15 protein-coding genes are annotated in these 12,481 nt (G+C 70.8%); 10 read left to right on the forward strand and 5 right to left on the reverse strand.

Going from position 1 to position 12,481, the window contains the following annotated elements:
* Window positions 1–29 precede the first annotated feature (29 nt).
* The 3 genes from YIM_RS45925 to lysA all read left to right on the forward strand — a co-directional run bounded on the left by YIM_RS45925 (window position 30) and on the right by lysA (window position 3,680).
* Window positions 30–1,493: an NAD(P)/FAD-dependent oxidoreductase gene (locus YIM_RS45925; protein ID WP_153036302.1), complete on the forward strand. Its 1,464-nt coding sequence runs from the start codon at window positions 30–32 to the stop codon at window positions 1,491–1,493.
* Window positions 1,490–2,236, forward strand: a complete 747-nt coding sequence (locus YIM_RS45930) for an SDR family NAD(P)-dependent oxidoreductase (protein WP_153036303.1) — start codon at window positions 1,490–1,492, stop codon at window positions 2,234–2,236. Before YIM_RS45925 ends, YIM_RS45930 begins: the two co-directional genes overlap by 4 nt.
* A 121-nt stretch (window positions 2,237–2,357) precedes the next feature.
* A complete protein-coding gene (gene lysA / locus YIM_RS45935; RefSeq protein ID WP_153036304.1) occupies window positions 2,358–3,680 on the forward strand; it encodes a diaminopimelate decarboxylase in 1,323 nt (440 codons plus the stop codon).
* Here lysA and YIM_RS45940 read toward each other — a convergent pair.
* On the reverse strand, window positions 3,677–4,597 hold the full coding sequence (locus YIM_RS45940; RefSeq protein ID WP_153036305.1) for a DMT family transporter: 921 nt from the start codon (window positions 4,595–4,597) through the stop codon (window positions 3,677–3,679). The genes lysA and YIM_RS45940 overlap by 4 nt on opposite strands.
* Window positions 4,598–4,713: 116 nt before the next feature.
* Here YIM_RS45940 and YIM_RS45945 point away from each other — a divergent pair, with 116 nt between their 5' ends.
* The 6 genes from YIM_RS45945 to YIM_RS45970 all read left to right on the forward strand — a co-directional run bounded on the left by YIM_RS45945 (window position 4,714) and on the right by YIM_RS45970 (window position 7,952).
* The gene (locus tag YIM_RS45945) at window positions 4,714–5,265 is read left to right on the forward strand and encodes a superoxide dismutase family protein (RefSeq protein ID WP_153036306.1); all 552 of its coding nucleotides are present in this window, start codon (window positions 4,714–4,716) and stop codon (window positions 5,263–5,265) included.
* Between the two features lie 23 nt (window positions 5,266–5,288).
* Entirely contained in the window at window positions 5,289–5,489 is a 201-nt protein-coding gene (locus YIM_RS45950) for a hypothetical protein (RefSeq protein ID WP_153036307.1), read from the forward strand.
* Between the two features lie 121 nt (window positions 5,490–5,610).
* Window positions 5,611–6,756: a tRNA dihydrouridine synthase DusB gene (dusB, locus tag YIM_RS45955; RefSeq protein WP_153036308.1), complete on the forward strand. Its 1,146-nt coding sequence runs from the start codon at window positions 5,611–5,613 to the stop codon at window positions 6,754–6,756.
* A gap of 90 nt (window positions 6,757–6,846) precedes the next feature.
* A complete protein-coding gene (locus YIM_RS45960; protein ID WP_153036309.1) occupies window positions 6,847–7,287 on the forward strand; it encodes a Crp/Fnr family transcriptional regulator in 441 nt (146 codons plus the stop codon).
* A 9-nt stretch (window positions 7,288–7,296) separates the two neighbouring features.
* The gene (locus YIM_RS45965) at window positions 7,297–7,521 is read left to right on the forward strand and encodes a hypothetical protein (protein ID WP_153036310.1); all 225 of its coding nucleotides are present in this window, start codon (window positions 7,297–7,299) and stop codon (window positions 7,519–7,521) included.
* Window positions 7,518–7,952 carry a hypothetical protein gene (locus YIM_RS45970; RefSeq protein WP_153036311.1) on the forward strand — a complete coding sequence of 145 codons (435 nt, stop codon included), beginning with the start codon at window positions 7,518–7,520 and terminating at the stop codon, window positions 7,950–7,952. The genes YIM_RS45965 and YIM_RS45970 overlap by 4 nt, the downstream gene beginning before the upstream one ends.
* On the opposite strand, the gene YIM_RS45975 is transcribed toward YIM_RS45970, so the two are convergent.
* Both YIM_RS45975 and YIM_RS45980 read right to left on the reverse strand, forming a co-directional pair.
* Window positions 7,937–8,950, reverse strand: coding sequence for an NAD(P)-dependent oxidoreductase (locus YIM_RS45975; RefSeq protein WP_153036312.1), 1,014 nt, complete (start codon window positions 8,948–8,950; stop codon window positions 7,937–7,939). The genes YIM_RS45970 and YIM_RS45975 overlap by 16 nt on opposite strands.
* A gap of 3 nt (window positions 8,951–8,953) precedes the next feature.
* Window positions 8,954–9,931, reverse strand: coding sequence for a ScbA/BarX family gamma-butyrolactone biosynthesis protein (locus YIM_RS45980; protein WP_153036313.1), 978 nt, complete (start codon window positions 9,929–9,931; stop codon window positions 8,954–8,956).
* A 223-nt stretch (window positions 9,932–10,154) separates the two neighbouring features.
* On the opposite strand from YIM_RS45980, the gene YIM_RS45985 reads away from it, so the two are divergent.
* Complete coding sequence (locus YIM_RS45985) at window positions 10,155–10,835, forward strand: ScbR family autoregulator-binding transcription factor (RefSeq protein WP_153036314.1); 681 nt, start codon at window positions 10,155–10,157, stop codon at window positions 10,833–10,835.
* On the opposite strand, the gene YIM_RS45990 is transcribed toward YIM_RS45985, so the two are convergent.
* Window positions 10,822–11,478 (reverse strand): ScbR family autoregulator-binding transcription factor, encoded by a 657-nt coding sequence (locus tag YIM_RS45990; RefSeq protein ID WP_153036315.1) that lies wholly within the window; start codon window positions 11,476–11,478, stop codon window positions 10,822–10,824. The genes YIM_RS45985 and YIM_RS45990 overlap by 14 nt on opposite strands.
* Window positions 11,479–11,532: 54 nt before the next feature.
* A complete protein-coding gene (locus YIM_RS45995; protein WP_153036316.1) occupies window positions 11,533–12,351 on the reverse strand; it encodes an AfsR/SARP family transcriptional regulator in 819 nt (272 codons plus the stop codon).
* Window positions 12,352–12,481: the final 130 nt, after the last annotated feature.

Raw genomic sequence — 12,481 nt, forward strand, 5'->3', positions numbered from 1 at the left:
ACTACCAGCTCCGGTAGCGTGCCGGTGGTATGAGCGTTGATCCGGACGCCGTGGTGGTCGGTTCGGGGCCCAACGGACTGACCGCGGCGGTGGTGCTGGCGCGGGCCGGCCTGCGGGTACAGGTCCGGGAGGCGGCCGCGGAGATCGGTGGCGGCCTGCGCTCGCTCCCCCTGTTCGAACCGGGGGTCGTGCACGACATCTGCTCGGCCGTTCACCCGATGGCGCGGGCGTCCCGGTTCTTCCGCGAGTTCGACCTGGCCGCGCGCGGCGTCGAACTGCGGGTGCCGCCGGTCGCCTACGGGCACCCGATCGACGGCGCCGAATCCGCCATCGCCTACTCCGGCCTGGACGAGACGTGCGCCCGCCTCGGCGTCGACGCCCCGCTCTGGCGACGGCTGATGGGCCCGCTCGCCTCGCGAAGTCGTCAACTGGTCGACCTACTGCTCGGCGACGGCAGGCACTTCGCGCTCGACCCCGTCGCCGCCCGACTGCCTTCGCGCGTCCTCACCCACGGCACCCTCCTCGCCAAACATGCTTTTGCGGGCAAAAGAGCGCCCGCGCTGCTCAGCGGGGTGGCCGCGCATTCGGTGACCGCGCTGCCCAGCCTCGCCGCCGGTGGCGCCTCCCTGCTGCTCGGGCACCTGGCGCATTCGACCGGCTGGCCCGTCCCGGTCGGCGGCAGCCGGCGCATCGCCGACGCACTGGTCGCCGACCTCCGCGCGCACGGCGGTTCGGTGCTCACGGGGGCTCCGGTCACCGATCTTCGCGAACTGCGCAAAACGCCCGCGATCCTGCTGGACCTCCACCCGAAATCCCTCCTCGACCTCGGCGACCGTCTTCTGCCCGCAAAAGCAGGTCGGCGGCTTTCGCGGGCAGAAGACGGTCCTGGCGCGGCCAAGGTGGACTTCCTGGTGTCGGCGCCCATCCCGTGGCTGGACCCCGAGCTGGCGCGTGCCGGGACCGTGCACATCGGCGGCACGCGCGAGCAGGTGTACGCCGCCGAGACCGACGTCGCCCGCGGGCGCCGGGCGGCCGAGCCGTTCACCCTCGTCGCCGAGCCGATGGTCACCGATCCCGGTCGCGGCCGTCCTGACCGGCGGCCGGTCTGGGCCTACTGCCACGTGCCCAACAACGACCGCGCCGACCCGGTCGAGATCGTCACGCGCCGCATCGAGCGGTACGCGCCCGGCTTCGCCGACACCGTGCTCGCCGCCCGCGGCGTCAGCGCCCACGACCTCGGCGAGTACAACCCGAACTACGTCGGCGGCGATATCGGCGCGGGCGCGATCACCCCGTTTCGGCTGGTCAGCGGCCCGTTCCCGGGCTGGGACCCGTACCGCACCCCGCTCGGCGGCGTCTACCTCTGCTCGGCCGCCACCCCGCCCGGCCCCGGCGTGCACGGCATGTGCGGTTACTTCGCCGCGCGCTCAGCCCTGCGCCGCGAATTCGGCGTGCGGGAAATGCCCGATCTGTCCTATCGTCCAGCCCCATGATCGACACCGGACTCGCCGACCGGGTGGTGCTGGTGACCGGGGCGTCCAGCGGAATCGGCGCGGCGATCGCCCGCTCCTTCACCGCCGAGGGCGCCCGTGTCGCCGTCCACTACCTGGGCCATCAGGGGGAACCACCCGAAGGGGTGCAGTGGTCACACACCGTGGGACCCGCCGACGGTGACGCGTTCGAGGCCGATCTCGCCGACGACGAAGCCCCGGTGCGCCTCCTCGATCGAATCGAGGCAAAGCTCGGCCCGGTCGAAGTGCTGGTCAACAACGCCGCGCACTGCGAAACGCCGGACACCATCGAGACCATCAACGGCGGCAGCCTGAGCAGGCACTACTGGGTCAACGCCATCGCGCCCGCGCTGCTCACCGCCGAACTCGCCCGCCGCCACCGCGACGGCAGGCCGCCGTGCGTGGTCAACATCTCCACCGACGCCGCCCGCGCCTTTCCCGGTCAACTCGGTTACGGCACGTCGAAGGCCGCGCTGGAGGCGTTCACCAGGGCCGCCGCGCTCGACCTCGCCGCCTCCGGGATCCGCGTCAACGCGGTCGCGCCCGGCCCGGTGCAGACCGGCTGGATGGACGAGGAGCTGCTCGGCGAGGTGCGCCGGATCGTGCCGCTCGGCCGCGAGGGCACCCCGGAGGACATCGCCGACGCGGTGGTTTTCCTCGCCTCGCACCAGGCCAGGTGGATCACCGGCCAGGTGGTGCAGGTGGCGGGCGGGCACGCGCTCTGACGCCGTCAACAACGCGTCAACATCACCAGCCGGGGCGTCAGCGAGCCGTAGCCGGTCCGTCCATTCCGGACCGGACGGGGTTGTGCTGAGGGGGTAGCACTCCCGACCCCCGGAGGTAGTCGTGACACTCGCCGAGCTGTTGCCCAGCCTGGGTTGCGCCGTCGCGGACCGGCTGGATGCGGCCGAATGGCCGCCCGGCACCCGGATCGGGCGCGACGGTGAACTCGTTTTCGCCGGTGTGCCCGTCACCCAGCTCGCCGCCCGCTTCGGCACGCCCGCGTACCTGCTGGACGAGGCGCACGTGCGCGACCAGGCGCGGGCGTACCGTGAAGCCCTGCCGGAGGCGGAAATCGCCTTCGCGGGCAAGGCGTTGTGCACCAGGTCCGTGCTCCGCTGGGTCGCCGAAGAAGGTCTTTCGCTGGACACCTGCTCGGGCGGTGAGATCGCCGTGGCGCGCGCCGCCGGCTTTCCCGCCTCGCGAATCCTGTTGCACGGCAACGTGAAAACCCCGGAGGACCTGAAGACCGCACTCGGTTACGGTGTCGGCCGGATCGTGCTCGACTCGCTCGACGAGATCGAGCAGCTCGGCGCGCTGGCGCACGGCCGCCAGGAGGTGCTGCTCCGCGTGGTGCCCGGCGTCGACGGCGGCACGCACGCCGCGGTCACCACCGGCACCGAGGGGCAGAAGTTCGGCTTTTCGCTGCTGCCGAGGGTCACCGACAACCTCGACCGCGCGGTCGCCGCCGTGCTCGCCCAGCCGTCGCTGCGGCTGACCGGGCTGCACTGCCACATCGGCTCGCAAGTGTCCAGAGTGGACGCTTACGAGCAGGCGGCGCGGCGCATGGTCGAGGCGCTGGCGCACGTCCGCGCGACCTACGGGCTGGAGCTGCCCCACCTCGACCTCGGTGGTGGGCACGCCGTCGACTTCGACCTCGCCGGATACGCCCGTCGACTGCGCGTCGCACTGGCGTACGAGTGCTCGGTGCACGACTTCCCGATGCCGCGGCTGACCGTCGAACCCGGACGCGCGATCGTCGCGCGCGCGGGCATCACGGTGTACCGGGTGTGCGCGGTGAAGCGCGGCAGCCGCACGTTCGTCGCGGTCGACGGCGGCATGAGCGACAACCCGCGCCCCGCGCTGTACGGCGCCCGCTACACCGCACGGCTGGCGAACCGGTACTCGCGCGCGGAACGGCAGCCGATGATGGTGGTCGGGCGGCACTGCGAAGCCGGTGACGTCCTCGCCCACGACGTGCCGCTGCCCGCGGACGTGCGCGCCGGTGACCTGATCGCCGTGCCGGGCACGGGGGCGTACCACCACTCGCTGGCCTCGAACTACAACCAGGTCGGACGCCCACCACTGGTCGGCGTGCGCGACGGTGTCGCGTCCCTGCTCGTCCGCCGCGAAACCGAAGAGGACCTGCTGGCTCGCGACCTGGGCTAGACGACTGCGGGCTCGAGCACCATCGGCTTCGCGCGCACCTTCTCGTGCCAGCCGAGCGTGGTCACCGCGGCGACCACGATGAGCAGGCCGAGCCACTGCGTGACGGTCAGCGTCGTGTTCAGGAAGGCGACGCCGATGATCGCGGCCGTCGCCGGGAAGGCGAGTTCCGCCAGCGTCGCGCGCGAAGCCGGGGTGGTTCGCAGGCCCGCGTAGTAGAGGCTGAGCGCGAGCAGGCCCGGGATGAACGCGAGCAGCAGCAGTCCGGGCGCGTTCGCCCAACCAGGTACGAAGGAAACGCCCTGCACGGCCACGATCACCGCGGAAACCGGCAGGCCGACGGTGAACCGCAGCACGGTGACGTCCCTGGCGGGCAGGCTGTTCGAGACCAGCCTGCCGAGCACGGTGCCCGCCGCCCACAGAACCGCGGCGCCGATCGCGAGCAGGGCGGCGCGCAGCGCGTTGAGTTCGATTTCGAGCGGGTTCTTGAACGCCAGCAGCCAGGCGCCGAGCAGCGCGGGCGCGGCGAAGAGCGCGTATCCGGGGCGGATGCGCTCGCGGAGCAGGAAGAAGGCGGCGAGCACCACGAACACCGGTTGCAGCTTCTGCAGCACCAGTGGCGTGACCGCGTCTCCGGTGCGGAAAGCCGCGGTGAACAGGGCCGTCGCCAGTGCCGACGAGCCGCCGCCGATGACCAGCACCGCGGTCCACTCGCGGGGGCCGCAGCCGCGCAGCGCCCGCAGCGCGCGGGGGACGAGTGGGGAGAGCACGAGCACCACGAGGAGGTGCTCCCAGAACACCACGGTGGCCGGGGGCAGGGCGTTGGCCAGTGGGAGGCGCAGCAGGCCGTCGGTGCCCCAGAGCGCGGCGGCGATGGCCACCAGCCAGGTCCGGTCAGCCGGAGTTCGTTCCGTTGTCACGTCGCCGATAGTACGACGGTTATCGAATAGATGGAGCTGTCAAGGCTTTCCGTGGGATTCACCTCATCAGGCAGGTCCGGTGGCGCGATCGCCTGGCGGAGCGATAGGCAGTGTCCATGCGACGTCTGGTCCCCGCCTTGTTGACGCTGTGCTGTTCGGCTGTGCTGGCCACCCCGGCCGCGGCCGCCCCCGCAGAATTCGGGGTGGTCACCGCCCGCGGCGAGTTCGGCTCGACGGCTTTCACGTACCAGCCTTCGCTGGTCCCGGTTGGCGCGCGGGCGAGCGTGTTCTCGCTGTCCGCGCCGGCGTACGGGACCGGGGTGACGCTGGTCGTGCACGGCCTCGTCCCTGGTCGCGACTACGGCGCGCACGCGCACACGAAGCCCTGCGGCCCGGACGGCGCGGCCGCGGGCCCGCACTACCAGAAGCGCGTGGACCCGGTCTCGCCGTCGGTGGACCCGGCTTACGCGAACCCGTCGAACGAGATCTGGCTGGACCTGACCACCGACCGCTTCGGCACCGGCTTCAGCACCACGCGAGTCCCCTGGCAGTTCGACGCCGCCCGACGTGCGGGCTCGGTGGTCCTGCACGAAACCCACACGCACACCCACCCGGGACACGCCGGCACCGCGGGCGCCAGGCTCGCCTGCCTGACCGTCCCCTTCTGACCCCCTGGCGCGGCGCGGGTGTCATGAACGGTCTGCTGTCCTTTTGCGGACGGCAGACCGTTCATGACCGCGAAGCCGCGCGAACCACGCGGAAAACGGCGCCGCAGAGCATCGGCAAGCAGGAGAAGTGGTGGGTGGTCGAGGTGGAAGGGGTCGGGGCGCCCCAGGGCCGCTCGACCGCCGAGGCTCAGCGCATGGCCGCGAGGTGGTGCACCGCCTGCTGAACAGCGGGCTGTCCAAGCAGGACGTCACCAAGGTGCTGCACGTCTCGCCCCGGCGCGCCAGCCAGCTGGTCAAATCCTGAATCGACCGCCCTCGTCGACGTGATCGACACCACAGGCGACAATGAAGGGTGTGACCGCCACCCTGAGCAAGCCCGCGTTGAAGATCGGACCCTACGAGGTCGATCCGCCGGTGGTGCTCGCGCCGATGGCCGGCATCACCAACGTCGCCTTCCGCAGGCTCTGCCAGGAGTACGGCGCCGGCATCTACGTCTGCGAGATGATCACCGCCCGCGCGATCGTCGAGCGGCACCCCGGCACGATGCACATGATGACCTTCGGCGAGCACGAGAAGCCCAGGTCCATGCAGCTCTACGGGGTCGACCCGAAGACCATGCGCGAAGCCGTCAAGATCATCGTCGGCGAGGGGCTCGCCGACCACGTCGACAGCAACTTCGGCTGCCCCGTCGCCAAGGTGACGCGCAAGGGCGGCGGCGCCGCCCTGCCGTTCAAGCGCAAGCTCTTCGCCGCCATCGTGCGTGAGTCGGCGAAAGCCGCCGCCGAGGGCGGGGTGCCGTTCACGGTCAAGTTCCGCGTCGGCATCGACGACGACCACCACACCTATCTCGACGCCGGGCGCATCGCCGAGGCCGAGGGCGCGGCGGCGGTCAGCCTGCACGCGCGCACCGCCGCGCAGCGCTACTCCGGCCAGGCCGACTGGACCAGGATCGCCGCGCTCAAGGAAGCCGTCACCTCCATCCCCGTGCTCGGCAACGGCGACATCTTCTCCGCCGCCGACGCACTGCGCATGGTCGACGAGACCGGCTGCGACGGCGTCGTCGTCGGACGCGGCTGCCTCGGCAGGCCGTGGTTGTTCGGCGAGCTGGAGGCCGCCTTCCGGGGGACCGAAATCCCGACCCCGCCGAACCTCGGCGAGGTCGCGAAGGTCCTGCGCCGCCACGCCGAACTGCTCGTCGAGCACGACGGCCCCGACAAGGCCCTGCGCGACCTGCGCAAGCACATGGCCTGGTACCTGATGGGCTTCCCGGTCGGCTCCGAACTCCGCCGCGGCTTCGCGATGGTGTCGAGCATGGACCAGCTCGACGACCTCATCGCCCGCCTCGACCACGACGCGCCGTTCCCCGCCGACGCCGAGGGCCCGCGCGGCCGCCAGGGCTCGCCCGGCAAGGTCACCCTGCCGCACGGCTGGCTCGACGACCCCGACGACAACTGCGTCCCCGAAGCCGAAGACATGCACTCCGGCGGCTGATCGACCCTGCACCGCGAAGCGGGCCACGTTTTCATCAGCGAAGGCGGGGAGACCGACTTCGCGCTGCTGATCCGGAAGGGCCACGTCAAGATGGCCGCGATCCGCCGGATGCCGCGCTCGGCGAGCGTCATCGCGCTCGCCGAGGTCGAGATGCTCCACCTGCCCGCGGTCGAATGGCTGAACTTCCTCTACGAGCACCCGCGGGCCATGCACGCCCAGCTGGCCTGCCAGCTCGAGCAGGCCACGCGCAAGATCGCCGAATCGGAACCGGCCATCGAACAGCGACTGGCGAAGTCGATCATCGAGCTGGCCGACAGCGGGATCGGGACTCCGGCCCCGAACGGGATCGGCCTCCGGTTCAGCCAGCAGGACCTGGCCAACCTCACCGGCGCCTCGCTGGACTCGGTGAAGAAGATCGTCCGCAACTTCAAGACCGCCGGGCTGGTCGGCACCGGCAGGCAGATCCTGCTGCTGCGGGACCCGGCGAAGCTGCGCGAGATCGCCGACGGCCACCGCACGGCCGCGAGCTGAGGACCTGCCATGCCGGTGCAGTTGTTCACCAGCCAGAACTGGCTCATCGCCGCGCTCGCCATCGTCGCGCTGGCGGCGATGTCGATCGCCCGCCACTGGCTCTCCCACCGGACGACGGTGGTGAGCGAACGCCTGCGCAACGACCGGCTGTTCCGGGCCATCGACGGCGCGAGCCCCGGCGAGCGTCCGAAGATAATCCAGGCCTTCGGGCAGCTCGAGCGGCCGGGCGAATGACCGCGGAGGTACGGGCCGTCGCCAGGAATCCACTGATCCGACGGCTGAAGGCGCTGAGCCTCGACCCCGCCGACTTCGTCGTCTTCGGCAGCGGACCGCTGCTCGCGTACGGCATCCGGCGGAAGATCCGGGATCTCGACGTGGTCGCCCGCGGCGCCGCGTGGGCGCGGGCCGTCGAGTCGGGCACGCCAGCGCGCGGCGCCATCACCGGTGATCCCTGCGTGCAGTTCTGGAACGGCCGCATCCAGTTCTTCCGGTCGTGGCTCACCCCCCACTGGGACGTCGACCGGCTGATCGACGAAGCGGCGGTCGTCGACGGCGTCCGCTTCGCCGCGCCGGCCGAAGTGCTTGCCTACAACGTTTGCTGGCACGCCCCAAGGACCTGGCCGATCTCGACGCGATGGCGAGCTGAGCATCACGTCTCCGAGTAGCCGATGTCCACCGGTGCCGTGGTGTCGGCGGTCAGGTGGGTCCGGTACCACTCGGCGGAGCGCGCGAACTTCTCCGCGAAACCACCGCTCGGTGTCAGTTCCGTCCGCCGCCACAGTCGGTCGCTTTCGTACCAGTGATCCTTCGCCAGCAAGGCGAACTGGTGGTCCGTCAGTCCGGGGAGCACCTTCCTGGTGCGCTCCCGATGCGCCGCACACCCCAGGTTTCGCGACGGCGGCCGGACACCCAGCTCCCGGCACACCGTGCCGATCACCTCCCGCATCCGCACCGGCCGGGGATCGTTCGCGTGGAACACCGCGCCCCGGCTCTTCCCCCACGACAACCCCATCAACCGCACCACCAGCGCGGCCAGGTCGTTCACCTCGATCACGCTGGTGCGGGCGGCACCGCGCTCGATCCACGCCGGAACCGCCCTGACCAACCGGCACAACGCGGGCACGAACCAGGTGTCGCCGTGCCCGTAGACCAGGTGCGGCCGGAGCACGGTCCCGCCGAACCGCCGCACCTCCCGCTCCGCCTGCGCGCGGCTCAGGCTGGTCGCCGACACCGGCTCCGGCGCCAGCAGCGACTCGCTGATCCCGCGGTGCGGCCCGTGCCCGTAGACCGCCGTCGTGCTCATGTACAGAAACCGTTGCGTACCGGCTTTTTCCGCCTCTGCCAGCAAGAACTTCGTGCCGTCCCGGTTCACCCGGCGGCACAGCTCGGCGTCGCCGCCGATCTGCGCGGCGATGTGGATGATCGTGGAGACCCCGTTCGCGATCCCGCGCAGACCGTCCGGTTCGGACAGATCACCCTTGACCACCTCGACGCCGGACTCGCTCAGCCACTCCGGCGGGGATCGGGTGAGCACCACCAGCGGTGGACCCCAGTCGAACCAGCCCACCCGGTGCAGTTCCCGGATCACGGCGGTGCCGATGAACCCGGTCGCCCCGGTCAGCAGGACCGGTCTTCCCCCAGTTCCCCCAACAGCTCTTGCCATGCTTCAGCCGTGCACCAGCAGGTCGACGGTGCCGAAGGCGGCGGTGCGCCCGGCCTGGCCGAACACCACCTCCACCGAGCGCACGCCCGAGCGGACCGCGGTCACCTCGGTGGCGTTGACCCGCACCGGCGCGTCCAGCTCGATGTAGTGCTCGAAGTGGAAGTCGCAGCCGACCGGCAGCGCGCCGGGACGGCCGGCGACCAGGTTCGCCGCCTGGCGGGCGGCTTCCATGGTGACCATGCCCGGCACGTGGTCCACCGGGTGGTCGAACATCACCGGGTGGGACTGGTCCACCCGCAGCACCCATTCGCGGTCGCGGCCACCGGGTGCCAGCGCGACGTCGCGGGCGCGGTCCCGGCCGACGGCCAGCGGCGCGACCCCGACGGGCGGCTCGACCTCGATCACCGCGTCGGCGCGCTCCCCGCGCAGCCGCCGGTAGGCCGACGTCGACACCGCGCTCCACAGCGCGCCACCGGAGCCGATGAGCTCGCCGTCGCGGTAGCAGCCGATTTCCAGGCGCCCACCGGCCACTCGCTTGCCGCGCCGCTTGAGGTCGTGGCAGGTCACCGCGAGCACGATGTCGGCTGGGCGCGCGCCCAGCCGGAGGCCGTCCGAACCGAGCGAGAAGGTCTGCCGGTGGACGATGAACTTCCAGTCCAGCGGGACGCCGAACTCGGCGTGCGCGATCAGCAGCCCGGCCTGCCGGATCGTCTCCGCCATCAGCATCGGGTCGTGGAAGTCGGGTCTCAGCAGGCTGAAGAAGCTGTGGCCGCGCGGCCACTGCGCGCCCACCTGGAACTCGGTGTCGCCGAGGGTGCACAGGTCGGTCAGGAACACCTCGGAGACGGCCGCGCGGTGCACCAGCGCCCGCGGGATCGTCTGGTCGAAGAGGACATCGGACCGCTGCGAGACCACCGCGTTACCGAACTCCGGCGCTGCCGTGACCACATCCCCACCCGGCCGGGTCATCATCGCTGTCATCAGCACTCCTTGTGTGGAAGCTCACGTTATGACCGTTTTGAACATACTGACTGCCCGGTTTTTTTTACAACCCCTTCGGATGATAAATTCTCGGTTAACCGCTTACAGGCCGTAGGATCTCGGCCGCTGAGTCGTCCGAACAGACCAGGGAACCGGCACCTGAGTCCTCCGAACAGCCGTAGGAATGGCGACTGGATCCCCCGAGAACCCCAGGGAGTTGTACGTGCCCAAGCAGGAACGGGCCGAGCTCACGCGAACGGCCATCCTGGATGCGGCGGCGATGGTGTTCGACGAGCGAGGTTTCCAGGGCGGCACGCTGACCGACATCATCGCGGGCGCCGGTGTCACCAAGGGAGCGCTGTACTTCCACTTCTCCTCGAAGGAGGAGATCGCCAAGGCGATCATCTCGGAGCAGTTCACCATCTGGACCCCACCGGAGGACCCGGACCTGGTGACCCTGCAGACCGCCATCGACCTGTCCCACGGCATGGCGATCAGCCTGCGGAACAATCCGCGCGTGCGGGCGGGTATCCGGCTGGTGATCGAGCAGGGCACCTTCTCCACGCCCACCCCGGACGCCTACCGGAACTGGATCGGGCTGGTGCAGACCTGCCTGGAAAGCGCCGCGCGCCAAGGAGATCTGCGTCCCGAGCTGGATCCGGTGGACATCGCCACCTTTGTCATCGCCTCGTTCACCGGCGTGCAGATCAGCTCGGAGGTGCTCACCCAGCGTGAGGACATCACCGAGCGGGTGACCATGATGTGGCGCATCACGCTGCCCGGCATCGTGCCGACGCGGCGGCTGCACAAGTTCCGGCCGGAGGGCAGCGAAATCGGCGAGGCCGGTGAAGTCGGTACAGCCGGCGAGGTCCCCGAGCCGGCGAACGGGGTCAGCCGAAGCTGACCGGTGGCCGGGCCGCGGCGGCCGAGCTGCCGGCGCGTTCCAGCCGGGTGGTGCGCGCGGGCACGGCGATGCCGGGCAGCAGCACCTCCCAGACCTTGGTCACCGCGAGCGTGCGCGGGCGCGGCAGCGTGCCCGCCCACCACAGCACTTCGAGGCCGGTGCTGGCGGCGACCACCTGGGTCAGCACGGCGTCCTGCGCCACGCCCGACTTGAGTTCGCCGGCGGCGTCCGCGCGCGCGAGCGCGTCCCTGATCGCCTTGAGAAAGGCCTGGTAGAAGTCGTTGAACGGGGCGCCGCGGTCGGCGCACTCGCGGGCGGTGCGCATGCAGGCGCGGACCACCGGGCTGGCGTCCAGCCAGGCGGCGAGCGTGTGGGTCAGGTCGATCACGGTCTGCAGCGGGGAGTTCTCGTTGGACGCGAGCTTGGCGGCGTGGGACTCCAGCATCACGCAGCCAAGCTCCTGCACCGCGCCGACGAGCTCGTCCTTCGACGCGAAGTGGAAGTAGACCGCCCCCTTGGTCACCCCGGCCGCCTGGCTGATCTCGGACATGCTGGCGGTCGGGAAGCCGTCACGGTCGAACAGCCTGGCGGCGCACCTCACTATCTCGTTCCTCGTCTGCTCCGACCGGTGCTGCTTGGCCACAGGGGGCTCCTCGACTGCTGGGACGAACGATGTGACAGCTCATCCCGGCCCGCCTCATGCGGTGAGCGCGGGGAAAAGCGCTTCCCCGGGCCGGGTCGGCTCCTGATCGGAGGTGAGGATGCACCGGTGCAGTCGGCGCAGGGTCAAGGACGGCTCGAGTCCCAGTCCCTCGACCAGGCGGGTGCGCAACCGCAGGTAGACGTCGATGGCGTCCCCCCGGCGGCCGGCCCGCTGCAGCGCGAGCATGAGGTGCCCGTGCAGTCCTTCGTGCGTCGGGTTGCGAGCGACCAGCGCGGTGAGTTCACCGAGCAGCTCGTGGTGCCTGCCGAGCCGGAGATCGGCGTCGATCCGGCGGTCGAGCACGCACAACCTGGCCTCCTCCAGGCGGTGCACCTCGACTTCGAGCAACCCGCCCGGCATCACGTCGGCCAGCGCGCGACCGCGCCACAGCGCCAGCGCGCGCCCGAACTTCTCCGACGCGCCGGCGAAGTCACCGCCCTCGCGGGCGCGGTGGCCCGCCTCGGCGAGCCGGTCGAACTCCTTGACGTCGATCGTGAACCCCTCATCACGGAGAACATAGCCCCCTACCTCCCGCGCCAGGATCGCCTTCGGGTCGCGGTCGCGGCCGTCCTCGGCGCCCGCGCCCGCCGCGCCGATCATGGACCGCAGGTGGAGCACGTAGGTCTGCAGGGTGGTCCGGGCGCTGCGAGGGATCTTGCCACCCCACAACTCCTCGAACAGCGCCGAGTCGGGAACCAGCTCGCCGGCGTGCACGGTGAGCATGGCCAGCAGCTTCCGCTCCTTGGCCGCCGTCGGCGCGACCGTTCTGCCGCAAAACTGGACTTCAAGCGGACCCAGCACCCGGATGTCCATGACAGCTCCCTCAGCTCGTCGGCGAGCCGGTGGTCACCCCTGCCAGCGGCCCGATACCCGAAATTCAAAACCGGGCGGTCGGTTTTGTCAACGGTTTCGGTACCGGTCGGTCGGTTTTTTCGTCAAGCGG

The sequence above is a fragment of the Amycolatopsis sp. YIM 10 genome (assembly GCF_009429145.1).
GTDB lineage: Bacteria > Actinomycetota > Actinomycetes > Mycobacteriales > Pseudonocardiaceae > Amycolatopsis.